General features: G+C 50.1%; 23 protein-coding genes. 12 read left to right on the top strand and 11 right to left on the bottom strand.

Translation table 11 applies throughout. The annotated features are described in order from the left end of the window. The first annotated feature begins 208 nt into the window (after positions 1-208). Complete coding sequence (locus KHS78_RS09925; protein ID WP_211827867.1) at positions 209-910, top strand: epoxyqueuosine reductase QueH; 702 nt, start codon at positions 209-211, stop codon at positions 908-910. Between the two features lie 49 nt (positions 911-959). Here KHS78_RS09925 and KHS78_RS09920 read toward each other — a convergent pair whose 3' ends face one another. Beyond that, a complete protein-coding gene (locus KHS78_RS09920; protein WP_211827865.1) occupies positions 960-1,400 on the bottom strand; it encodes a hypothetical protein in 441 nt (146 codons plus the stop codon). Positions 1,401-1,649: 249 nt separating this feature from the next. On the opposite strand from KHS78_RS09920, the gene KHS78_RS09915 reads away from it, so the two are divergent. Together KHS78_RS09915 and KHS78_RS09910 are read left to right on the top strand one after the other, a co-directional pair. Then, entirely contained in the window at positions 1,650-2,120 is a 471-nt protein-coding gene (locus tag KHS78_RS09915) for a pilin (RefSeq protein ID WP_211827863.1), read from the top strand. 205 nt (positions 2,121-2,325) lie between these two features. After that, positions 2,326-4,161 (top strand): O-antigen ligase family protein, encoded by a 1,836-nt coding sequence (locus KHS78_RS09910; RefSeq protein WP_211827861.1) that lies wholly within the window; start codon positions 2,326-2,328, stop codon positions 4,159-4,161. On the opposite strand, the gene KHS78_RS09905 is transcribed toward KHS78_RS09910, so the two are convergent. The 5 genes from KHS78_RS09905 to KHS78_RS09885 form a co-directional block, all read right to left on the bottom strand. Further along, on the bottom strand, positions 4,146-5,885 hold the full coding sequence (locus KHS78_RS09905) for a helix-hairpin-helix domain-containing protein (protein ID WP_211827859.1): 1,740 nt from the start codon (positions 5,883-5,885) through the stop codon (positions 4,146-4,148). The genes KHS78_RS09910 and KHS78_RS09905 overlap by 16 nt on opposite strands. Before the next feature lie 59 nt (positions 5,886-5,944). Continuing rightward, positions 5,945-6,961 carry a UDP-glucose 4-epimerase GalE gene (galE, locus tag KHS78_RS09900; protein WP_211827857.1) on the bottom strand — a complete coding sequence of 339 codons (1,017 nt, stop codon included), beginning with the start codon at positions 6,959-6,961 and terminating at the stop codon, positions 5,945-5,947. Positions 6,962-6,980: 19 nt separating this feature from the next. Further along, the gene (gene nadC / locus KHS78_RS09895; RefSeq protein WP_211827855.1) at positions 6,981-7,841 is read right to left on the bottom strand and encodes a carboxylating nicotinate-nucleotide diphosphorylase; all 861 of its coding nucleotides are present in this window, start codon (positions 7,839-7,841) and stop codon (positions 6,981-6,983) included. A 92-nt stretch (positions 7,842-7,933) separates the two neighbouring features. Next, the gene (locus KHS78_RS09890; protein WP_211827853.1) at positions 7,934-9,976 is read right to left on the bottom strand and encodes a sensor histidine kinase; all 2,043 of its coding nucleotides are present in this window, start codon (positions 9,974-9,976) and stop codon (positions 7,934-7,936) included. Positions 9,977-10,070: 94 nt separating this feature from the next. Beyond that, positions 10,071-11,024 (bottom strand): ketopantoate reductase family protein, encoded by a 954-nt coding sequence (locus KHS78_RS09885; protein WP_211827851.1) that lies wholly within the window; start codon positions 11,022-11,024, stop codon positions 10,071-10,073. 159 nt (positions 11,025-11,183) lie between these two features. On the opposite strand from KHS78_RS09885, the gene KHS78_RS09880 reads away from it, so the two are divergent. The 4 genes from KHS78_RS09880 to KHS78_RS09865 all read left to right on the top strand — a co-directional run bounded on the left by KHS78_RS09880 (position 11,184) and on the right by KHS78_RS09865 (position 14,737). Beyond that, entirely contained in the window at positions 11,184-12,089 is a 906-nt protein-coding gene (locus KHS78_RS09880) for an SdiA-regulated domain-containing protein (RefSeq protein WP_211827848.1), read from the top strand. A 160-nt stretch (positions 12,090-12,249) separates the two neighbouring features. After that, positions 12,250-12,456: a dodecin gene (locus tag KHS78_RS09875; protein WP_211827846.1), complete on the top strand. Its 207-nt coding sequence runs from the start codon at positions 12,250-12,252 to the stop codon at positions 12,454-12,456. 105 nt (positions 12,457-12,561) lie between these two features. After that, positions 12,562-13,044 (top strand): YajQ family cyclic di-GMP-binding protein, encoded by a 483-nt coding sequence (locus KHS78_RS09870; RefSeq protein WP_211827844.1) that lies wholly within the window; start codon positions 12,562-12,564, stop codon positions 13,042-13,044. A gap of 124 nt (positions 13,045-13,168) precedes the next feature. Next, the gene (locus tag KHS78_RS09865; RefSeq protein ID WP_343216898.1) at positions 13,169-14,737 is read left to right on the top strand and encodes an AmpG family muropeptide MFS transporter; all 1,569 of its coding nucleotides are present in this window, start codon (positions 13,169-13,171) and stop codon (positions 14,735-14,737) included. Positions 14,738-14,761: 24 nt separating this feature from the next. On the opposite strand, the gene KHS78_RS09860 is transcribed toward KHS78_RS09865, so the two are convergent. Beyond that, positions 14,762-15,076, bottom strand: coding sequence for an MGMT family protein (locus KHS78_RS09860; protein ID WP_281417038.1), 315 nt, complete (start codon positions 15,074-15,076; stop codon positions 14,762-14,764). 269 nt (positions 15,077-15,345) lie between these two features. Between KHS78_RS09860 and KHS78_RS09855 the strand changes: the two genes are divergently transcribed. Further along, complete coding sequence (locus KHS78_RS09855; protein WP_211827831.1) at positions 15,346-16,320, top strand: DUF481 domain-containing protein; 975 nt, start codon at positions 15,346-15,348, stop codon at positions 16,318-16,320. Positions 16,321-16,326: 6 nt separating this feature from the next. On the opposite strand, the gene KHS78_RS09850 is transcribed toward KHS78_RS09855, so the two are convergent. From KHS78_RS09850 to KHS78_RS09840, 3 genes are all read right to left on the bottom strand, one after another. Then, positions 16,327-17,091: an SDR family oxidoreductase gene (locus KHS78_RS09850; protein ID WP_211827829.1), complete on the bottom strand. Its 765-nt coding sequence runs from the start codon at positions 17,089-17,091 to the stop codon at positions 16,327-16,329. A 258-nt stretch (positions 17,092-17,349) separates the two neighbouring features. Then, positions 17,350-18,720, bottom strand: a complete 1,371-nt coding sequence (locus KHS78_RS09845; protein WP_211827827.1) for a hypothetical protein — start codon at positions 18,718-18,720, stop codon at positions 17,350-17,352. 185 nt (positions 18,721-18,905) lie between these two features. Next, positions 18,906-19,328, bottom strand: a complete 423-nt coding sequence (locus KHS78_RS09840; RefSeq protein ID WP_211827825.1) for a hypothetical protein — start codon at positions 19,326-19,328, stop codon at positions 18,906-18,908. A gap of 477 nt (positions 19,329-19,805) precedes the next feature. Here KHS78_RS09840 and KHS78_RS09835 point away from each other — a divergent pair, with 477 nt between their 5' ends. From KHS78_RS09835 to groL, 4 genes are all read left to right on the top strand, one after another. Beyond that, positions 19,806-20,513 (top strand): HugZ family pyridoxamine 5'-phosphate oxidase, encoded by a 708-nt coding sequence (locus tag KHS78_RS09835; RefSeq protein WP_211827823.1) that lies wholly within the window; start codon positions 19,806-19,808, stop codon positions 20,511-20,513. 114 nt (positions 20,514-20,627) lie between these two features. Then, the gene (locus KHS78_RS09830) at positions 20,628-21,098 is read left to right on the top strand and encodes an FxsA family protein (protein ID WP_211827821.1); all 471 of its coding nucleotides are present in this window, start codon (positions 20,628-20,630) and stop codon (positions 21,096-21,098) included. 307 nt (positions 21,099-21,405) lie between these two features. Next, positions 21,406-21,702 carry a co-chaperone GroES gene (locus KHS78_RS09825; RefSeq protein ID WP_211827818.1) on the top strand — a complete coding sequence of 99 codons (297 nt, stop codon included), beginning with the start codon at positions 21,406-21,408 and terminating at the stop codon, positions 21,700-21,702. Positions 21,703-21,792: 90 nt separating this feature from the next. Beyond that, positions 21,793-23,436 carry a chaperonin GroEL gene (gene groL, locus KHS78_RS09820; protein ID WP_211827816.1) on the top strand — a complete coding sequence of 548 codons (1,644 nt, stop codon included), beginning with the start codon at positions 21,793-21,795 and terminating at the stop codon, positions 23,434-23,436. 74 nt (positions 23,437-23,510) lie between these two features. On the opposite strand, the gene KHS78_RS09815 is transcribed toward groL, so the two are convergent. Next, entirely contained in the window at positions 23,511-24,125 is a 615-nt protein-coding gene (locus KHS78_RS09815) for a TenA family protein (protein WP_211827814.1), read from the bottom strand. Positions 24,126-24,140: the final 15 nt, after the last annotated feature.

Genomic DNA, 24,140 nt, shown 5'->3' with positions numbered 1-24,140 from the left:
GATTGGTCATCTGTCCTGTCTATGAATCTGTGATAAGGCACTAGCAAGGGAGTATGACTTTTCGTTATCACGTTGGCCTACACGCAATGACGGGTTATGTATAGGCTGCAGAACTATCAAAGGCTGGCTTTAATAAGGAATTGATTTAGAGGAGTGTAGAGGGTGATGTCATGCTTGGTTAACATTTGTAAGGGGTTTCTGCCAGCCTATGTCTGCTTCAAATATCTATTCGTTAGATCGCTATAAACGTCCTGTATTGTCAGCACCCGGTGCGGCGGAGGCTCTATTGCTGCATTCCTGCTGTGCCCCCTGTGCAGGTGAGATAATAATGGCAATACAGGCTTCGGGTATTCGCCAGACGGTCTTTTTTTACAACCCCAATATTCACCCTCTCGAAGAATATGAAATGCGTAAAAAAGAGAATAAACGCTTTTGTGACAAGTTAGGTATACCATTTGTCGATGCGGATTATGATACCGATGTTTGGTTCGAGCGTGTGAAGGGCTTGGAAGGTGAGCCGGAGCGTGGGGAGCGCTGTACAGTGTGCTTTGATATGCGGTTTGAACGGACGGCACTGTATGCGCATGAGCGTCGTATCCCACTGATATCGAGTACGCTGGGTATATCCCGCTGGAAAAATATGGCTCAAATCAATGCCAGTGGTGAGCGGGCGGCAGGCCGTTACAGGGGGGTAGAGTACTGGACGATAAACTGGCGTAAACAGGGTGGCTCGCAACGCATGATTGAACTGTCCAAGCAGGAGCATTTTTATCAACAGGAATACTGTGGCTGTGTCTACAGCTTACGGGATACCAACCGCCATCGTTTGGCTTGTGGTCGACCGCGTATAAAGCGATTGGCTCAGTTTTATGGAGAGGGAGAGCAGCTTATTGCCCGGTCTGATGAATAGAGGGTGTCAGTTTTGTGCGTAAAGTGATATGAAATGACGCGTCATAACTTCATTCATTGATATGAACGTGCTGGAATGACACTTTCGGACTGAAATAACCGGCAATCGAAAAGCGCTCAAGGGATTCCCCGTTACTGTGTTTTACTTTGAAGAGGAACTCCATAGGTAAATTGCCATTGAGAAGTTTGTTGTGATCAATCGTCCAACTTAACAATTCGTGCTCCTGATAGCTACCTAAGTGCGTGTTCACCATATCCTGAAGGTAGGCGCTGTTGTTATCCGTTCGATAGAGCCAGGCCCACGGGCTGATCACGGAGTAGCTACCCTCATGAGGAGGCTTGGTTTGTTGGAGGATGGCAACGGCGAAGTTCTCGTAATTGGATTTAATCAAACCAATGCCAAAAAGCAGGCCAAACGATATCACGCTGACGTAAAGCGTCACCCTGATAACAATAATGGTCCCTTTATTTAGTGTTCTCACAGCTTCCATCCTTGAATCTGTATCCTTTAACCATAGAAGCTGAGGCGAATTGTTGTTGATGAATATTTTTAATAACTATTAGCTATTTTTATAAGTTTTTTAAGTGTGTTTGTTTTTATGTCTGTTTTTCCTTGTCTGTTAAAGTAATAAATGTGAATGGCGAAATAATAATACGAGATTAAGCTTATAATTGGCTCGGTTCTTGCCCAATTTATTAGGCGAGCTAAATCTGAAAACGGACTTTCAGGGAGAAATGCAATGAGACCATACAAGGATGTGAAACAGCAGGGTTTTACCCTGATCGAATTGATGATTGTTGTTGCAATCATCGGTATTCTTTCTGCGGTAGCGATTCCTGCTTACCAGGATTACACCAAGCGTGCTCATGTCTCGGAAGGCTTGAACCTTGCTTCCGGTGTTAAGGCAGCTATTGCTGAATACTATGCGACTGAAGGAGCATGGCCGCTGAATAACGCCAGTGCTGGTCTGGATGCCAGCTTGGCAGGTAATGCGGTTACAGGCGTAGTGGTCAGTAATGACACGATTACTATCACCTATAACACAAAGGTTGATGCTGGTGGCCCAACGTTAACACTTAAGGCGGCAGCCACGAGTGGTGCGATTACATGGCAGTGCGGAGGCAATGGAAGCACCATTAAGTCGAAGTACTTGCCAGCGAACTGTCGTGGTGGGTCATCGACACCTGCACCTGCACCTGCAACTCCTTAATCGTAATCTAAGTCAGTGCCCTTTTTAATAAGGGTACTGACTTATTTTTGGATGAGCATAATGTATATGTGTGGTGGGTATACTTTCGTGGTTCAGATCGTTTGATAAGCGTTCATTTTAGTTAATTTGGTGTGGATTTTCTGTAGCCGTAATTGTTTATAAGGTATAGGCAAACGCGTGGGTGCTCGTGAATACTCTGTTCGCAATGGATCTGCTTAGAATTCTTTCCCATAATGCTGAAAAACTGCTTTTTGTAATGATAATGGGGTGTGCCCTGTTATTTCATGGCTACCCTGTTGATTGGTTGCTACCTGTCGTTCTTGCTCTTGTTGTTATCTTGTTACACGGAATGAGAATAACGCAATTACCTGTTTCTCTGTTGCATGGTATTTGTTTTTTTGTACTGCTATCACTATTTTTCTCTTCTTACTGGAGTGGAAATCCAGAAGTGTCTGAGATTACAGCATGGCGATTATCGACTGCTGTATGGTGCTTCTTTCTATTAAGTCACAAGACGTGTGATAAGACCGTTCTATTTTCAGTCGGTTTATCTGCATTGTTTGCAGCCCTGTTCGGGCAAGTGGAATATTGGCAAACCCTGACACGTGTAACCAGTCTTTTTTCCGATCCCAATGTTCTCTCTGCTGTGATGTATGTAGCCAGTTTTGTTGGGTTGTATCACTGGGTCTCTTCAACCAGTCATGAGAGTTACCAACCTAGTAAAGTCACGACTGTCTGTTTCTGGGGGGGGCAGCTCTTACTGCTGCTGACCCTGTTTGCTACCGATTCGCGGGGCGGGTTGATTGCGTGGGGAACAGGTGTTGCGGGGTTGCTGATCCTAAACGTAGTGACTGGGGTTGGTCACGCGCGATTACTGCAAAAGTACTGCCTCGCCAGTTTCATCGCCTGGACAGCAATAACGATACTTCCAGTACTGTTAAACCTGGATGTTCCTGATCGCTTTTATGGTGACTTATTGACACTGAATGGCCGTCTGCCGATCTGGCAAGCGTCTTTGCAGTTGTTTGCGGATGCGCCTTGGTTGGGAAATGGTTTAGGCACGTTTCATGACCTCTATCCTTCTGTACGCACGGAGCTAATGACAGGGGGGAATCATGCACATAATGATTATATAGAGCTTCTGGTCGAGGGTGGCATTGTATTAATGACGCTCTTTTGTTTATGGGCAGTGTTCCACCTCTGGTTATTGCTCAAGGTGTTGTTACGGGGCGCGAATGGCGGTTGTTCCGGTTTTGCTTTAGGTATTCTCTTATCCTGTAATCTGATGCTGTTTCTGCATGCAGCGGTTAACTTTATTGTTTATGTCCTCTGGCTGAACCTGGCAATGGGAATGGTGTTTGCCCTGATTTGTCGGATCGCGTGGCAAGAAGGCTATTTAAAGCCACCGCAATGGCATGTAATCCCAAAATTCTGTAACTGGTGTGGTGGATTTGTGTTGTTGTTTATTACCGCGCAATTCACTTTATTGGCTACAGCACTCTACTTGTTTGATAACACAAGGGAGCGGCCTCAATGGGTAACCACTCTAGGCACTGACCTCTCTGCGAATGCCGCGATTTTGACGCTTTCGCCTAGCAATCAGGCGGCCACGATTGATTTGATCAATCGACTCCAGGTTGCTATGGAGCTTGGTAGTGATCGGCAGATACGACACCGAATTTTCAGACAAATATGGATAATGGTGCAAATGCTGCGCGAGGATGCACCCTTTAAAGCCCGAAACCACCTGATTGCAGCGCAGCTGATTGATTATGCGGAGGCGAATGATATTCCACTGCCTAACGATGCAGAAACCTTTGAGCAAGCCTGGGGCAAAGCGGTTACTCTTAATCCCGGTTATTTACAGGCGCATGTTGTCAAGGCGAAGCGTATAGAGCGGGAAGATACGGATGCTGCATTCAGATTGCTGAAGGGGATAGGGCAGGGCTGGTTTCAGTTTGCGCCGGAAAAACAAGTACAGGATTACCTTCAAATGTTGCAGTATCTGGTGGTACGCCAATCGCTTCAGCGAGATAGTTGATGCCCTGGTTCCTTGACCGATTGATTAAGCAAGTGAATCACTGTCTGGATTTCCTCAATCGACAGGTAGTGTTTTATCTTTTCTGCCTGCTGCTTTCCGAGTGATGTCTGTTTGGCAATGTCGACTGCTGATGCATCAGTGAGCTGCTCCCAGGTTTTGAAATAGGTCGCTAGCTGGCGGGCTCGCTGTCTGCCGATCCCGGGAATGCTGAGAGCTACTAACTGACGCTCAAAAGTAGGCTTAGGCGTTTCAGTCATTAATTGATGAAGGCGTGTGGCTTTTGACGGACTGACCGTACTGTACATTGCGATCTTGGACGATGTTAATGCCAGAACGTCGGCGATTTCGTGGATGGCGCCGTTGATCGTCAATTCATTCTGTAGGGTGGTATTCAACTCTGAAATATTGAGCCCTTGCTTACCCAACAGCCACGCGATACGTGACAGAAATTGCTGATGGCAATTTTCACTGTAGCGAAGGCAGGTGAAGGGAGTATAGCGGGATTCGTCAGGCAGGTTAACGGATGTGCGCTCCTTAGAACGATGAACAATCTTATCTAATTTGGGAATAGCATTGCCTTTGAGTGCAATGCTGATTAGATCGCCTGGCGCGATGTCTAATGCCCTTAATCGCTTAATGCTGCCAACGGGTACCTGTTTGATGGTTATGCCGGCTAGCAAGGTTGGTTCCAGTTGCAGGATAGCGGTGATTTTTCCGGTTCTACCAATGGTGAAGGTGATGTCCTTGATCGTCGTCGCCGCGTGTTCAGCAGGAAACTTCCAGGCCATGGCCCAGTGCGGCGCGGTTGCATTTTCGCCAAGCTGGGTACGAACGGAAATGCGGTCTGCTTTTATGACAATGCCATCCATAAGGAAGGGCATTGTTGACTGTGATTGGTACAGTTGTTCTCTCAATGCTTCAGCCCGGTCGATATCCGATAACACCCAGGAATAAGCCGATAGCTTGAAGAAACCCCAGTTCTCAAGCTGTTGATGGTTTTCGCTATCTCTTTCTCTGGGATGTTCAAGCCAGCGCCATGGGAAAAAGTCGAGAACTGTCAGGTTGTCAGATTCGGGCTGATCCGTTTGCAGTATGGCCGCGGTAAAGTGCCGTGCGCTGACATAGTTTGAGAGCTGGCCTTTGACTAAATCAAGCCGGGTAAATATTTCTCCATGCAGGACGATGTGTTCAATCTTGGTATCAAGCTGTTTAGGAATATGGGAGATTTTTCGAATCACTGGCAGGATATCCTCACCCCACTCACCATCGCCCCGGGTGGATGCCTGTACTAATCGACCGTCCCGATAGACCAGTTCAGCCGCCACGCCATCCACTTTTGGCTGAAGCAGTACCGGACTGCCAAGATGGTTTATGGCGTCGATAAATCGTTGAATCTCTGGTTTGTCTTTGCCTTTCTGGAGACTGGTCATAGGGACGATATGATGGATGTTTCCAGAGGGAAGGCTTTTTGTGGATAACGTATTCGCCAGAGAGGGCTGGCATTTTTTCAATGCCTTTCGACGTTCTACCAGCGCATCATATTCGGCGTCGGATATTTCCGGCTGGTGTTCCTGAAAGTAAAGCTGATCATGATGCTGGATCGTTTCTTTCAGTGATTCCAGTTCTGCAGACAGCTGCTCTGATGAAAGAGAATCACAAATATCCCCGAAAGCGTTCCCGATGCACAATAAAAGCAAGAAGGCGGATAAAACAGGTTTTCTCATTGTGTATCCCCACCTGTATAAGGCAGGGATATCGGCAGGATAACGTTAGAATCAACCCGTTAGCTGTGATAACCGTCAGGGTTCTGTGACTGCCAGCGCCAGGCATCGTTGACCATATCGTCCAGTGATTTCTCGGCAGCCCAGCCCAGCTCCTGGCGCGCCTTGGCGGGATCCGCGTAGCAGGCGGCTATATCACCTGGGCGACGGGCGACGATGTCATAAGGCACTGGGCGATCGGACGCCTGCTCAAAGGCGTTAACCATTTCCAGCACACTGTGACCCTGGCCAACACCCAGATTCCAGACCTGAACACCACAGTTTTCCTGCAGGCGGTTGATGGCGCAGACATGGCCGCGGGCCAGATCCTGCACATGGATATAGTCGCGGACACCGGTACCATCCGGCGTTGGGTAATCATTACCGAACACATGCAGTTTTTCCCGCTTACCAATGGCGACCTGGGCGACAAACGGCATCAGGTTGTTCGGAATGCCATTGGGGTCTTCACCGATCAGCCCTGACGGATGTGCGCCCACGGGGTTGAAGTAACGAAGCAGAGCGATATTCCAGCTGCCATCCGCTTTGTGCAGGTCTGTCAGGATTTCCTCAATGATCAGCTTGGAGCGTCCATAAGGATTGGTGGCAGACAGTGGGAAGTCTTCCGTGATGGGCAGGCTGGCAGGATCGCCATACACGGTTGCAGACGAGCTGAATACCAGGTTTCTGACGCCGTTATCTGCCATCGCCTGACACAGGGTAATGGTGCCACTCACATTGTTGTCATAATAAGCCAGTGGCATTTCACAGGATTCCCCCACCGCCTTGAGGCCGGCAAAGTGAATCACACAGCTGATGATGTTGGTCTGGAGCAACTGGTCCAGAAGCGGGCGGTCACGGATGTCGCCCTTAACAAAACGAGCCGTTTTGCCAGTAATCTGCTCAACCCGGCGCAGGGATTCATCACTGCTGTTACACAGGTTATCGAGAACCAGGACATCATAGCCCTTTTCCAGCAGCTCGACACAGGTGTGACTGCCAATATAACCGGCGCCGCCGGTCACGAGAATTGTGCTCATAAAACGTTCCTGAGTGTTGTTAACCGGTAATGCGCATGGAAAGATCAACCGCTCGGCAATCTTTGGTTAACACACCGATCGAAATATAGTCGACACCGGTTTCTGCAATGGCACGCAAAGTGGTCTCAGTGACACCGCCAGAGGCTTCGAGTTTCGCCCGACCGGCTGCGAGTGTAACGGCCTGGCGCAGATCCGGCAGGGTAAAGTTATCCAGCATGATGGTATCTGCGCTACCAGCCAGGGCCTGCTCCAGTTCCGTGAGGGATTCCACCTCAACTTCCACCGGTTTACCGGGCGCCTGCTGTCGGGCGGCGTCAATCGCCTGGGCAATACCGCCACAGGCGGCGATATGGTTTTCCTTGATCAGGAAAGCGTCATACAGGCCTATACGGTGATTATGACAGCCGCCGCAGGTGACGGCGTATTTCTGGGCCAGTCGCAAGCCCGGAATGGTTTTCCGGGTATCCAGTAATTGGACGCCGGTTCCTTCGACCAAGTCAGCATAGTGTCGACAGGTAGTTGCCGTGCCGGAAAGCAGTTGCAGGAAATTGAGTGCGCAGCGCTCCGCTGTCAGCAGTGAGCGGGCAGGGCCGTGCAGATTGAACAGGGTTTTATCCGCATTGACCTGTTCGCCATCGCTAACCAGCCATTCCACGTCAATGCGACGGTCGACCTGCTGAAACACTTCATCGACCCAATCTCGCCCACAGATGACAGCGTCTTCCCGGCTGATAACCCGGGCGCTGGCAATGGCAGAAGCGGGGATCAGGCCGGCGGTGATATCGCCAGTGCCAATGTCTTCGGCCAGTGCATTGCGGACATTCAGGGCGATGGCTTCCTGGAGCGCTTGTGATGTCTGGAACTCGGGGCTGCTACTCATGCTATACCTGTCTCCGGCTGAGGCGTGATTATAGCGAGAGTGTCGGGCGCAGACTATTGGCTGGCAGCATTGCTGTGTTTCTGGCTGATCGATTAAGGCAGGGCTGCCTCAATAATTGTGGACATATGGGGTTTTTCAGACAGTCTGGACTGCTGCAGGTTCAGGGTAATGGTGAATTCTGTGCCAATGCCTGGGGTGGATATGACGCTCATCGCGCCCTTGTGGTTGTTGGTAATAATGAAATAAGACACGGACAGCCCCAAACCCGTGCCGGCACCGATATCCTTGGTGGTAAAGAAAGGCTCGAAGATGCGTTTGCGGGTGTCTTCATCCATGCCGGCGCCATTGTCGCTGACAGTGATCAGGGCATGGTCACCCTGCTTGCGGGTTCGGATGGCAATCTTGCCCTGCCAATTGGCTTCGGTACGGGCGTTGATGGCCTGGGCAGCATTCTTGAGCAGGTTCAATAAGACCTGTTGGATTTCATCGGTGATGCAGGGCACGGCCGTTAATCGTTCGTCCAGATCCTGCTCCAGGCTGATGCTCATGAAATCGAAGCCTTTCTTCAGGTCAAAATCTGAACTGGCAATTTCAACGGTGCGCTCAATAAGGTCTGACAGGTTGGTCGGTGTCAGGGTTTTGCTGCCACGACGACTGAACTGGAGCATATTGGACACGATCTTGGACGCCCGCATGCCGGCGCTGTTGATATTGTCGAGGAAGCGGGTGATTTCGCGGTTTTCCAGGTAAGCATTGAGCATTTCAAGCGGTAAACCCAGTGGGTCGGCTTCTTTCTGGTTGGCGGGCAGGGTGGGAGAAATACGTCGCCGGATATTCTGTACGCCTTGAATGATGGCACCCAGTGGATTGTTGATTTCATGGGCCATACCGGCGGCCAATCCACCGACAGACATCATTTTCTCCGTCTGCACCATCATCTCTTCCAGCTGTAGCCGTCGAGTGATGTTATCGATGCGGATAACGGCGCCATCATTGTCATCACCGCTCAGCGGGTAAATGACAAGATCCAGGTAGTTCTCCCCGTCAGCCAGCATCAGCGGCAGCTTTTCTACCAGTTGTGATGTTTGCAGATCCAGTGCCTGTTGCACCTTGGGGAGGCAGTTGGCCAAAAAGGGCATGAATGTGCCCAGCGGCAGGCCGAGGGCTGCATCATGATCCATATCCGCCAGCTGGGTCGCGGCCTTGTTGCATTGGGCGACCAACAGCTGTTCGTCGACGGCAATCAGGGCCGATGGCATGGAGTCGATGATATTGTTGAGGTAGTTCTGGAAACTGGTCAGCTTGTGTTCGGCCCGCTTACGGACTTTGACCTCGAGCTCCAGTTTCTTGTTGGTCATGTGGGTTTCGATGGCCAGCGCCTGAGCCTTCATGCTGGCTTGCTCTGCCTTGTCCCGGGCGCTGGTAAGCAGCTGGTCCCGCGCTTCAATGCGGCTGAGCATGGTATTAAATGCCTGGGCCAGGATACCGATTTCATCGTGGTAAAACTTCTGTGCACGAACGCCGTAGTTCTCTTCAATGGAGACAGTATTGGCAATCCTGATGAGGTGCAGGACCGGCTGGGTAATATATCGGCGGACCAAGCGAGCGGCCGCACTGGTTAACAGGAAAATAAAGACGAGGATAATCAGTACGGCGATTGTCATCCCGGCGTAGAAATCCATGGGCAGTGACGGATCGGTTTCAATGTAAAAGGTCACCGTACCCCCGTCGGCCAGGTCAACGCGAGCAATATGCTGTGTTTCATTCTCGATCTGTTCAGGCGCCGTATTCGGAATGTTGTGGGGTTGGCCTTTCAGGTCATGGGTGGCGTACAGGCGACCATTTGAATCATACAGGGCAATACTGTTGATCAGTGAATATTCACTGGCGGCATCAAGCACTTCGGTGGCTTTTTCCGGGCTTTTCAGCAGGGTATTCAGCACCGGTTCTTCCGATAGTATGCGGGTAACCGCCTGAACACTGGCAGGGACAAAATTGTTGCGGGAGACCAGGTAGGCAGAAAGAATGAGCGTGGTACTGGCAATCAGTGCCACCGCCAGCACGACGCTGACCATGACCAGTATCAGCTTGCGGCTGATAGGCAGTCGCGAAAGGTAGTCATTCAGTCCGGACATGGTGCCTGATGCCTGGTTGCCAATCGGATATCAGTGCTAGGTTACACCGCTCTTTGTCTGCATGGGAACCCGTTGGTTAAAACCTGTCCAATGCTTAATGAATACCTTGTTGCTTCAACTGTTCCATCAATGCGTGGTGGGAAGGCAGTTCCATCCCGATTTGCCTGGCCTGGTCCAGCAGGAAACCATTGATGAACGGCAGTTCTGTCAGACGTCCGTGGCTGACATCCTGGAACGTTGAGGAATAGTTGTTGGCTGTGCGTTGGAGCACTTCCCGGGTTTGTTCCTGCAGGTTAATACCACAGCGGATTTTAAGTCGCGTCATCAGGCGGGTTGTCTCTTCGCACAGGGCATTCACCTGCTGCCAGCGATTCGGGCAGGAGAGTAATTCCCCGTTCCGGCACAGGTAAACGGCCGTCAGACCATTGATAGCGCTGTTGATGGCGAGCTTCAGCCAGAGACGTTCCTGTATATTATCGCAAGGATGAATCGTCAAACGGTTAATTGACGTTAACTCGGACAGTGGCGTCTCAGAGAACGCAGCCTTTGAAGGATCGAGTGAACCGATCCAGGTTTGTCCGTGTCCGGCATGGTGCACCGTCCATCTTGCCGGGTTCTCCGGATTCTCTGCGGCTTTCCAGGCGCCATCTGTGGTGGTACCAGCCCAGACGTTATGCCCTTTCAGCAGTGTGTTGACGGCTTCCTGGCTCCCCATGCCGTTTTGCAGCAGTAAAACGACGGCGTCATTGGCAAGGAGGGGGGCAATGTCACGGACAGCCTGAAGGGTGTCCCGAGCCTTTGTCGCGACAATCAAACGTTTTATGGGGGTATCAATATGATGTTTGTCAGCGATGGCAATATCGAATAATTGACGACGATGGTCATCAACCAGTTCCAGCTCAGGCTGTAGATGTGTGGATTTTCCGGCTATTTCCCGCAGACGTTGCTCCCGTAGAATCAGTGTGCAGGGCTTCTCGCTTTCCCTGAGACTGGCAGCCCAGAGGCAGCCAATGGCACCTGCGCCGAGAATAGTCCAGTGATCCGCCATGCAGTACTCCATGGTTAAAACGTCATCTGTCGTTCTATGGTGGCGACAGCGTGAAAGAAAATGTTTTATCAGCGGGAACTATAACGCCTGACGGTTGTCTGTTGTCTATAGTTGTTAAGCCCATTTTTGTTGTATATGAGTTGTATCTTGAGTGCTTTCATGACGAAGAAGAACCTGATTTTACTGGCGGTCATACTGCTGGGTGTTTTTGCCGTTGTTCAGCTGGATGTTGATGACCGCCTTTATAACTGGTACCTGAACAAAACAACCCCGGAAACTGTCCGGAAAGATGCCATCTGGCTGCCGAATTACCAAGTGGTGACCGAAGCAAAAACGCTGGCAGGTATCAATAATAATGCCTCGGGCGTGACCTGGGACCCATTAACGAAAACATTGTTCATGGTGCTCAACGGCCCCAATCAGATTATTGAAATATCGCTTGATGGTGATGTGATCAGGCGGATCCCTCTGGAAGGCTTCGAAGATGTCGAGGCGATCGTCTGGGTTGGTGGTGATAAATTCGTGATTGCTGATGAGCGTCATCAGAGTTTGATCAAGGTAACGGTGACGGCTGAAACCAAGGTGATTGTCCGTGAAGACTGTCCGAGTTTTACGCTGGATATGGAAGCTGGTGATAACAAAGGCTTTGAAGGGGTAGCCTGGGATCCGAAAGATGATGGCATCTTTGTGGTGCGGGAACGTGATCCCATGCGGCTCTATAAAATCCATGGTTTGGTGGGTGGAAAGCAGCCGGCAACCATGCGTGTCGAGAAATCGGAAGTGCTCAGCGAAGGCGCCAAAGCCTTTAGTGATGATCTGTCCGGTTTGCACTTTGATCCAAAGACCCGTCACCTGCTGGTATTGAGTCATGAGTCTCGCCTGTTGACTGAAATGGATGAGCAGGGAAACCCTGTCAGTTTTCTGGAGCTGGCCCATGGGTGGCATGGCTTGAAAGAGAATGTGCCCCAGGCGGAAGGTATTACCATGGATGATGCCGGGAATCTCTACCTGATCAGTGAACCCAACCTGTTCTATAAATTCACCCGCAAGGCGCAAGGGCAATGAGATACTACCCTATCACTCTGTCATTGATTTGCCGGTGATGTTGCTGAGGCCGACAATGCCACAATGCATGATTACCAGCAGTGTTTTATCCGCCGATGTGATCATGACCGACCTTCTATACTCAGACGATACTTTCTGTAACCAGCGAGGTTGAAGCGTCATGAGTGCGCATGTGTATAAGAAGGTGGAAATTGTCGGCAGTTCCGAAAGCGGTACAGATGATGCTATCCGCAATGCGATCGCCAGGGCCGCACAGACACTGAAACATATGGACTGGTTTGAGGTGGTCGAAACCCGCGGACATATTCAGAATGGCAAGGTGGCACATTATCAGGTCACGTTGAAAGTGGGTTTTCGGCTGGAATGACAGTCGTATACCGTGCGCGTCCTGTGTGCGGTATATCCGGGCATTGGGCAGGACGGCCCTTTAGGCTAGAATCGTGCCATTGAATCGACAAAGGGAGACAGGCGAATGCCGTCATTTGATATTGTGTCTGAAGTGGATATGCATGAGCTCAGCAACGCGGTGGACCAGGCCAACCGTGAACTGTCCACACGATTTGATTTTCGTGGTATTAGTGCATCGTTTGAACGGAACGACACAACCATCAGCATGACTGCCGATGCGGATTTTCAGCTCAAGCAGATGTTGGAAATCCTGCAGGTGAAAATGCACAAGCGGGATATTGATATCAAGTGTCTTGAGGTGAAGGATCATTACGGTTCCGGCAAGCAGGTCAAGCAGGATGTGATCATCCGCCAGGGGCTGGACAAGGAGCTCAGCAAGAAAATCACCAAGATGATCAAGGAAGCCAAGATGAAAGTTCAGGCAGCCATCCAGGGTGAAAAGGTGCGTGTGACTGGCAAGAAGCGGGACGACCTGCAGGAAGTCATCGGCATGCTACGGGAAGCCAAGCTGGAAATGCCTCTGCAGTATGATAACTTCCGTGACTGAGATGCTTTGATCATCCCGTGATGATCACGTGAATAAACGGCGCCTGTATTGCCTGGTTATCGGGGGTGGCGCCGGACTTTCCTCGTTTAAATGACAATAAATCTTATCCAGCTGGATGGTTCCCGTGTCCGAACAAGCCGCAAATCCAATGTCCGACAGGACACCGGAACAGACCCGCTCATGGCGTGAAGCCATTCGCAGTTGTTTTCATCCCCGTGTCATCAGCATGCTTTTTCTCGGTTTTTCGGCCGGATTACCGTTGCTGCTGATTTTCAGTTCACTCTCAATATGGTTGCGGGAAGCAGAAGTGTCCCGGTCGACGGTGACCTATTTCAGTTGGGCAGCACTTGCGTATTCGTTCAAGTTTGTCTGGGCGCCGCTGGTGGATCGCCTGCCACTGCCATTTCTGACCCGTTGGCTGGGGCGGCGGCGAGGCTGGTTGTTGCTGGCGCAGGTTGCGATTGTTGGCGCACTGCTGTTTATGGCGGGGAATGATCCGCTCCATAACCTGGCGGTGACAGCGATCGGTGCGATCATGCTGGGCTTTTCATCAGCCACCCAGGATATCGTGATCGACGCTTACCGGATTGAAGCCGCAGACAATGATCTGCAGGCCATGATGTCTTCCAGTTACATGGCCGGTTACCGGATCGGTATGCTGGTGGCGGGTGCTGGAACATTGAAATTGGCCAGTGCCTTTGCCGGAGCCGATGGCGGATACAATTACATGGCCTGGTCAATGGCCTATCTCTGTATGGCGGGCATGATGGGAGTGGGTATCCTGACGACGCTGCTGATCCCTGAGCCGAAGGCGAATCAACAGGGGAGCCTCTCCGGTGTTTATAACACGAAAGATTATCTGCGCTTTTTGGGATTGTTTGTCTTAACCGCGGGCGTCTTTGTTGGCAGTTTTGTGCTGTTTTCAGGCGTTGTCGCGGCAACGAAAAGTGCAATAGACGCCGGTCCCTTGAGCGGGTTTTTGTTGGAGGCAGTGCGTATTGTCATCTGTGTCGTTATTGCCTTTCTGGCTGCCAGGCTGCTGATTGGCATGGAGCTGGTTTCCCGGCATATGGTACGTGAAACCTATGTTGCACCGTTTACGGATTTCTTTACCCGCTACGGTAAAACCGCGTTGTTTATTCTGGCGCTGGTGGGCAGTTACCGCATTGCAGACATTGTGATGGGCGCCGTGGCGAACGTGTTTTACAGCGATATGGGCTACACCAAGGATCAAATCGCGAATATTACCAAGACCTTTGGCTTGCTGATGACCATTTTCGGTGGCTTTGTCGGTGGTGTTCTGGCCATCCGTTTTGGTGTGCTGAAAATGCTCTGGGTGGGGGCGTTGCTGGCCGCTATCACGAACCTGTTATTTGCCCTGATCGCGGGAATGGCGCCTCAGTCGATGTTATTGGCTGTGGTGATTGCCGCCGATAACCTCAGCGGTGGTGTGGCAACGGCGGCATTTGTCGCCTATTTATCCGGGCTGACCAACCGGGCGTTTACTGCCATGCAGTATGCCGTGTTCAGTTCCCTGATGACCCTGTTACCCAAGATCCTGGCCGGTTACTCCGGTACGATGGTTGATGCCCTGGGCTATCAGACCTTTTTCATCGTGACGGCGATCATGGGACTGCCGGTACTGGCACTGGTCAGTTGGATTATCCGGTTGGAACGCAGGCAGTCCGAATAAACGGACAGGGCAGAGCGAGGCGTGTTAATCCACGCCGTTCCAGCCGTAGGTGGCCAGGGATATTTTGTCCCCGGTGAACTCAATGCCTTCCTGCTCAAGGCGTGATTTCTGTTCCTGGTATTTATTGCTGTCCAGCGGGAAGGAAAGTTCACCCCTGCTGTTGATGACACGATGCCAGGGCAGGTCTGAGCCCCGGGGCAGCTGGCTGAGTATGCTGCCAACTGCGCGGGCCTGGCGTGGTAACCCGGCCAGTTCAGCCACCTGGCCATAGGTAGCAACACAGCCCAGGGGGATTTTGCTGACAACCAGCCAGATCTGCTGGTGTCGGTTCAGAATCATCAAGGAATACAGTCTCTGTTAACCAAACAATGTCTTACCCGGCATTATCGGTTTCAGTGGTCGTATTGCCAAGTTGAACCGTCAGATGATGAGGTGCTGGGGACGGTAGGATTTCCTTGTCAGGACATTCCACCGTAGAGGGCCGGTAAATTCCTTTTTATGCTTCAGCCTTATACCCTGATAATGTTGCGCTCAAAATAGGCTTAATAGATCTGTCTGTAGATAACGATTATATGCTCTTCCGACTATTACGATGGTTACCCTGTTGTGTGCTGTTAGCGGCGTTGCCGGTTTCTGCGGATACCCTGTGGCTGACGAACAACGACATTATCCGTGGCCAGGTCAAGGAAATGACCGACGGCGAGCTGCATTTCACCACGCCCTGGGGCGGCACGGTTGAGGTAGACCTGCGTTATGTCCGTGCACTGGAAACGGAGCAGCTGCTCTGGGTGCGGATGAAAGGCCAGAATACCTTCCGGTTGATGAAGTTTGACCAGAAAGGCGGCAAAACCTGGATGCTGGATAACCAGGGCAATGAAACCGAGCTGGATGACAAACAGAAACTCGCGCGTCTGCTGAATAATGAGCCGGATGAAGAACAGTGGTTGTTCAGCGGACATTTCAATGTCGGGTTTGATACCGAGCGGGGCGATGAAGATGAATTCAGTACCAGTGGTCAGGTAAATGTTCAGGACCGTGTGAACCGGAATATCATCAACTGGAAAACCTATTATAGCCGGGAGGATGGACGGACCAACGACCGGGAGTTCAAGATCAGCTACGACTATAACCGGTTTGTTGATGAGCACTGGTATCTGCTGGGGAACAGCCTCTGGCAGTATGACAACAGCGAAAGTCCGGAGGAAACGGTCGCAGGCGGTGGTGGTATGGGTTACCAGTTCTGGGATCGCCCGGATGGTGCTCTCAAGATGGACCTCGCCTTGAACAGTCTCTGGGAAAATTATCCCAATGACAGTAATGAACAGCATATGGCATTGCGGTGGGGTGTGAATTATTCCCAGAAACTCTGGGATAACCTCAGCTTTCACCAGGACTGGGTGTTGTTCCGTCGACTGGGGGGTAAAAAACAGTGGTTGCTGGATACCACCACCAGTTTACGTTTATCGATTACCGATAATCTCTGGTTCAACCTGCAGCTGGACTTCGATTACGACAACAAACCGGCAGAGGATTCCTACCGGTCTGATCACAGCTTCAGCTTCGGACTGGGATATGGCTGGTAAGCGGGGTTAGATCCGCAGGCCGCCATCGACCTCGATGACCCGTCCGCTGATGTAATCATTCTCCAGAATGAAGCGGACGGTATTGGCGATCTCTTCCGGTTGACCCATCCGTTGCATGGGAATGACCGATGTCATCTTGGCCTGGGCTTCCGGCTTCATGGCGGCGGTCATTTCGGTTTCAATCATGCCGGGTGCAATGGCCGCGCTGCGGATACCGTAACGGGCCAGTTCCCGTGCCCAGCCGACGGTCATGGCAACGACGCCCGCCTTGGCGGCGGCATAGTTGGTCTGGCCAAAGTTACCGGCCCGGGCAATGCTGGAGATGTTGATAATCACACCGCCGGTACCCTGTTCAATCATCTGTGCTGCCGCTTCCCGGCCACACAGGAATACACCGGTCAGGTTCACGTCGATAACCGATTGCCATTGTGCGAGAGAGAGTTTGTCGACAATGTTGCCGTCTTTGACTTTCACCAGCAGGCCATCCCTGAGAATACCGGCGTTATTCACCAGTGCATCCAGACAACCGAAGTCGGTACGGATATTTTCCATCAAGGCAATGACATCGGATTCCTGAGCAACGTTAGCAATATAGTGTTTGGTATTGTCGCTGCCAGCATCAGTGCATAGCTGCTGCGTTTCGGTAAGACCATCCTGATCAAGATCCGCCAGTGCCAACCTGCATCCGGCGGAGGCTAATGTGGCAGCTATATTCCGCCCCAGCCCGCGTGCGGCACCTGTGACCAGTACGACCTTCTGGCTTAAATCCATAGCTACCTCTCTTGTCTGTGATGATTTTTCAAATAGTTCGTAATGTTTATGTTTTTATATAGTCGCGACAGTATATACCGAGTTGTTCAGTAATACTGCGATGTATAGCCATTCGATTAAAGATTTAGTGGTATTATGTGGAATATTATTTAATGCTGCGGTAGGCTTTTTTGGGTTTGGTGTTTTTTATATGACGTATTTGTTTTACGTATTAAATGTCTATAGCTGATTTTTGATTTGGTATTCTATAAATGTTATCTATTCTCCTTTGAGGGTTTTTGAGGTATGTGTTACATCTTTTGATGATGCCGTCACAGATGGTGGGGCAGATTCTTCTGATTCCACACTGTCGAATATGCTAGTACCTTTTATTGTCAAAAAGTCTGATTCACCATCAATTTTTGAAGTGAAAAAACGCCACATGAAATCTTGGATTACTAGAGTTTGCTCTTCTTTTGCTAGATCGTATGGTTTAGTTTTTAATAGGCCTTTTCTGATTTGCTCTTCAGTTAAAGGTTTCCATCCGAACATTTCTTGTAGTGCATCATTTATTGCCTGTCGTGAGTTTGCTGAGGAGAGTCTTTCCATTAGCTCTGTAAGTTTGTCGGGTGTAATTTTTTCGGTTTCTTGATCTAGTAGGGGGTTATCCATTAATGATATAGCGTATCGGGTATTTTCAATCCTCTGATTGACAAGTCTGGACGTCACTTCTTGTAATGTGTCAATGAAAGTGATTAATTCTCTTCCTTTTGTAGTGTGTTGTACAGGGTGCAGATCTTCTAGCATTTTATTCGTTATTTTTTGAAATTCAGCTATATAGCGTTCATTTTGCACACCACCGTTTTGACCTAATCCATGCTCTCTTGATGTTTGTGAAAATAATATACTATTGGTTAATACGAAAGCCTTGCAAATATTCCATGATCCGGGATTATTCCAAAGGTCTGTCAAAATTGAGCATGTTTTACTGTCGCTGTCAGGTGCGAACGCAAGTAGTAATGCTAGCTCTCCTTCTATTTTGCCAGTTCTATGCTTATGCCATAGCTTTGGGATTAGGTGAGTTATCAAGACCATGCCATCTTTATTCTTTATAAGATGCTTGTATAATTTGATTCTATGCCTATCGTCAAGCTTAGATAATAGTTTTTGCATTTTTTTAGGGTTGTTTTCTAATGTTTTATAAAGTGTTGTGATAATTATTTGTGCTGACTCTTTATATGTTGGCTGAATGCTTGGGTCCTGCATGCTATCTAATAAACCGTTTTTGATAACGCCTCTTATATAGGCGAAGTCATTATGTGCAATGGCTTTTTCAAGTTTCTCTTTTTGCCACTCTGGCGTGAGTCTAACTAAGTAATTACATTTTTTAAATGTCTTGCTTTCTTCGCAGTTTTCTAAAGCTGCTTTTATTAGTTTTATACACCGACTTTTTAGTAGCATTTGATATAGAGCAGTTGTTGTTATCCAGTCTTTTAATTTATCAAAGAGGGTATATGTGGGAGAAACTACGGATACTGCTCTATTCCACGTTGTCTGTGCTATATAGGGGGGGCACGAAGCGTCACTACTCCCCGCTAAGATGCAACTTGCGCTTGGTGCAGATCCTTTCGTCTGTATAGGAGCAGCCATGTATTACACCATAACGATATTGAGTCTTATATAATAATACTTGGTTTTTGCTTGAAAGTTTAATTATTGCTAATAATTCGATTTGTGTTTTTTGTGTTTTTTGTGTTTTTTGTGTTTTTTGTGTTAGTAATTAGCTGCCTGATAGCTTGTCATATCAGGCAGTATTTACATGCAAAAACTGAATTTTATTTGAATTTAATATTCCAATCCATATGTGTATTGCTTTGCGGCATAACGTTTGCGAAGTTGTCTGCCCCAAAATAGGTACAGATTCCATTTAACTTGATCTGTTCACCATCCTGTATGTAGTTAGCGGTTATGCCTTGTGCGTCGGCCATGGGGAGCACCATATAAGCGGCGCAAAGCACTTCAATGGCAATTTGTGTGCCACCGGAAGGGATGTTTTCGCTGGGAATGGTATAGGATTGGCCAATAGGTAATGACATTTTCTGGCAGGTTTTACTGTCAAAGTCATTTATGCATATCCTTTCAATAACATAGGCGCCAGTATTGCTGATTTTAATATCAGCGAAAACGCTATTAGTAAATGTCATGATTGATAGGAAAGTGAGATAAATAAATGTCTTGTTTAATCTGGTGTGTTTCATTAAATGAGCTCCATGAAATTCATGCGTAAATTGAAGATGCTGAACATCCGCTAATGGTCGTAACTGTTAAGACGAAGGTTATATGGGAAAGTTCATTGTTTAATTGTTTAATTGTTTAATTGTTTTAAGCGTTATTTTTCTTTGGTTTAATTGTTATTTTTTATGACTATTTCAATAGATGCTTTAGGCTTTCTGATTCTAATTATTCATATTCTGTATTATTGTCAGTCGGCTATTTTGTATGAATTAATGTTGTTTTATGAAGCGTGACGCTTGTCAGTTGAGGCTTACAACTTACTGTATGGGGAAACGCGTATTTTAATTTTCTGCATGTATCCGAGCTCGTTCCGAATAAGTACTTTGCAGCAAACAGCTAAACTGGGTTTAAGAGAAACTATTCGTTTAAAAGCTATTGATAATTGTTATCATTCGCATAGAATACGCCTGAATTAGAAAACAGATCCAGTGGAGTGAACTATGGCTGACAGACAGAAGGCGGCTTCCCAGGCCCGTGCGCTGCTTCTCAACGAATACCAGGGGGTTCTGGCGACCCAGTCCGTATCCATGCCGGGCTACCCGTTTGGCTCGGTGGCGCCTTACTGCCTGGATGCGGATGGACAGCTCGTGATCCTGATCAGCCGCATTGCCCAGCATACGCGGAACATCAGTCAGGATTCCAAGGTATCCCTGACCATCATCCAGAGTCAGGTGGATGATATCCAGACCGGTGGTCGCCTGACCTGGGTTGGCGATGCCGAAAAAATTGAAGATCCGATCGCGGCTGAGCGCTACTACGGCTATTTCCCGCAGTCTCGTAATTATCACAAGACGCACGACTTTGAGTTTTACCGTATCAAGCTGGTTCGGGCGCGCTTTATCGGCGGTTTTGGTGAGATTTACTGGGTTAACCCCGAAGAACTGCTTCTGACCAACCCCTTCGCCGGTGAGGTTGAGCAGGGCATGGTTCAGCATATGAACGATGACCACCAGGCCGCCATTATTCAGTATTGCCTGAGTGCCGGTGAAGTCCTGCCGGAAGGTGTGACACCCAAAATGGCAGGTGTCGACAGCGAAGGTTTCCATATCCTGATTGGTGAGCGGGTCATCCGTATTCCCTTTGATGCGCCGGTTACCACGGCGAGTGATGTTCGAAAAGCACTGGTTGCTATGGCCAAGGCGGCCTGATCTCCTTCCTTTATAAAGTCTGCGGGAACTGTAAAGTTCCCGTATCGCTTTGTTTCCCCGCTTGAAAAAAGCCCGAACATCTCCATATAAAAGGCAAGTCTAAAGGAGACCGTCATGCGCTTTGCCTTTTTATTGCTGGTGCTATTCCCTATTACCGAATTAATGGTGCTGATCAAGGTGGGTAGCCTGATCGGTATCCTGCCGACGGTGGCGCTGGTGTTGTGTACAGCATCACTGGGCATTTACCTGTTGCGCCAGCAAGGCCTCAATACCCTGTTTCGCGCCCGTGAACGGATGGCCAGTGGCGAGGTGCCCGCGCGGGAAATGCTGGAAGGCATCATCATCGCAGCCTGTGGTGCTCTGCTGCTGGCGCCCGGTTTTATTACTGACATTATCGCATTGACCGGGCTCTTCCCCCTGACACGCCGGAAAATCGTAGACCGTATGTTGGCCAGCCAGCGCTGGCAGGCGGACGCTTATACTCAAACCGGCTTTTATCAGTCGAGTGCGGCCGGTCCATTTGATCAGGATGGCGGCAATCGCAGGCCGGAAATCATCGAAGGCGAATACCGCCGTGAAGAGTAAAACTGACACTTTGTCAGCCCTGCTGACCATTTTTGATTTTTTTTTGCCGGGCAGGGTTGAAAAGCGAAAATTCAGCCCCTATTCATAGTGTCAGCCGAAGCGGGCTCGGTATTAGTGCGGTACCGTTTGTTCGCTTGCCGCCGGGGCGGATGCGCCAGCGACAGCATTGATGCGCATCCCTTCCGGGTCGGCGGGGACGTGAAGTCCCAACCTTAACCCTGAAGGTCATGCTGTGACGTCGGGTGACGTCAACAGCTGCCAGTAATGTTATTTAGGCATACTTGCTAAACAGTTGGAGAGAGAGTCGATGAAACTTCGTCCGTTACGTGATCAGGTGCTTGTTCGTCGCTTCGAGAGCGAAACCACATCTGCTGGCGGCATCGTATTGCCGGGCAAGGGTGAGAAAACCAACCGTGGCGAAATCGTTGCTGTTGGCCCCGGCCTGCCGCTGGAAAACGGTGAAGTCCGTCCGATGGCTGTCAGCGTTGGTGACAAGATTCTGTTCGGTGGTTACCACAGTGATTCCAACACCGTGAAGATTGACGGCGTTGAGCACGTTCTGATGTCCGAGAGTGACATCCTGGCCGTTATCGAAGCTGAGTAAGCGCCCGTCGCTTCCAGTCGATTACAGCTGTTTAACCCAATTTTATGGCTGGCCGCGTAACGCGGAAAGCCCGATTAAAGGAATACGATAATGGCAGCAAAACAAGTCAAGTTCGGTGATGACGCCCGCAAGCTGATGCTGGAAGGCGTTAACATCCTGGCTGACGCCGTCAAGGCGACTCTGGGGCCCAAGGGCCGTAACGTCCTGCTGGAAAAATCCTTCGGCGCGCCGACCATCACCAAAGATGGTGTTTCCGTCGCTAAGGAAATCGAACTGAAGGACAAGTACCAGAACATGGGTGCCCAGCTGGTCAAGGAAGTCGCTTCCAAGGCCAACGATCAGGCCGGTGACGGTACGACTACCGCGACCGTTCTGGCTCAGTCCATCGTTAACGAAGGTCTGAAGTACGTTGCCGCTGGCATGAATCCCATGGATCTGAAGCGCGGTATCGACAAGGCCGTTGCTGCTGTTGTTGAGCAGCTGCACACCATGTCCATCCCCTGTGAAGACAGCAAGGCGATTGCCCAGGTCGGCACCATCTCTGCCAACTCAGACGAAGTAGTCGGCAAGATCATCGCTGAAGCGATGGAAAAAGTCGGCAAAGAAGGCGTTATCACTGTTGAAGAAGGCAGCGGTCTGGAATTCGAACTGGACGTTGTTGAAGGCATGCAGTTCGATCGTGGCTACCTGTCTCCTTACTTCATCAATAAGCAGGACAACATGTCTGCAGAGCTGGAGAGCCCCTTCATTCTGTTGTTCGACAAGAAGATCTCCAACATCCGTGAACTGCTGCCCGTTCTGGAATCTGTCGCCAAGGCTGGCAAGCCTCTGCTGATCCTGGCAGAAGACGTTGAAGGTGAAGCGCTGGCGACTCTGGTTGTCAACAACATGCGTGGCATTGTCAAGGTTGCTGCTGTTAAGGCGCCTGGTTTCGGTGACCGTCGCAAGGCCATGCTGCAGGACATCGCTACCCTGACCGGTGGTGTTGTGATCTCTGAAGAAGTCGGCCTGAACCTGGAAGGCGCTTCTCTGGAAGATCTGGGCTCTGCCAAGCGTGTTGTTATCACCAAGGACAATACCACCATTGTTGATGGTGCGGGTAATCAGGCTGATATCGCTGCCCGTGTTGAGCAGGTCCGTGCCGAAATCGAGAACTCCACTTCCGATTACGACCGTGAGAAGCTGCAGGAGCGTGTTGCCAAGCTGGCCGGCGGTGTTGCCGTTGTTAAGGTTGGCGCAGCCACTGAAGTGGAAATGAAAGAGAAGAAGGCACGCGTTGAAGACGCTCTGCACGCTACCCGTGCAGCTGTTGAAGAAGGCGTTGTGCCTGGTGGTGGCGTAGCCCTGATTCGTGCTCTGTCTGCTATCGATGTCAAAGGCGACAACGAAGAGCAGGCTGCGGGTATCGCTCTGGCGCTGCGTGCTCTGGAAGGTCCTATCCGCCAGATCGCTACCAACTCCGGTGACGAAGCGTCTGTTGTCGTTGACAAGGTTCGTGCTGGAGAAGGTAACTTCGGTTACAACGCGTCTACCAGCGAATACGGCGACATGATGGAAATGGGTATCCTGGATCCTGCCAAGGTCACCCGTTCTGCGCTGCAGGCGGCTGCCTCCATCGCAGGCCTGATGATCACCACTGCAGCCATGGTTGCAGAACTGCCTGAAGAGAAGCCTGCTGCAATGCCTGACATGGGCGGCATGGGTGGAATGGGCGGCATGGGCGGCATGATGTAATCATCCCCCCCTGCAGTTCACTGCTAAAAAAACCGCACCCTAAGGTGCGGTTTTTTTATGGGCGGTGATTCAGCTCAGGTGACCGCCTCATAGCTCATCTGCCAGAAGGCCTTTTCATGGCGACACATTGTCAGGAATTCGGCTTCGGTTTCTGACCGGGTATCTTCGGTAGCGCTCGTGAGCGCCTCGTCTGCAACCTGCTCCAGCTGATGGACGTAATCTTTGAAGGTATCGCTGGCGCAATAGGCAAACAGTTGATCGTAAGGTGATGCCATCGGTTCTCGACAGGCGACACTGTAAGTATTTTCTATGCCCCAAAGAATGGTTGCCAATACAGGGTAAGGGCGATGGCTGAGAGCAATCAAAAAACGACAGTACTCTTCGCAGGCGGGTAACAGTTCATTGTGGAGGCTCAGATTTCGCTCTTTTGCTGTCGTGTGAAACCAGCACAATTCTGCTTTGATGCCTGTCAGGCCGCTTAGCAGGATGTCAAAGTGGTTGGGAGGGGCGGCCTGCAATGTTGCGGCAAAAAAGCGGGTGAACTCAATACCAAACAGGTAATCCTGTTCCAGCCAGCGGTTGAACTGTGCAGGTTTCAGGTTGCCGCTTCGGCAGTCCAGCAGGAACGGATGGTTGGTGGCGCTGTGCCACGCCTGCTTGTGTGTGACGGTCAGCTGCTGACAGTTCATGGTAATGACTCTGTC

The sequence above is a fragment of the Kistimonas asteriae genome (assembly GCF_018263925.1).
Lineage (GTDB): Bacteria > Pseudomonadota > Gammaproteobacteria > Pseudomonadales > Endozoicomonadaceae > Kistimonas > Kistimonas asteriae.
This window is presented reverse-complemented; position numbering and strand designations above follow the sequence as displayed.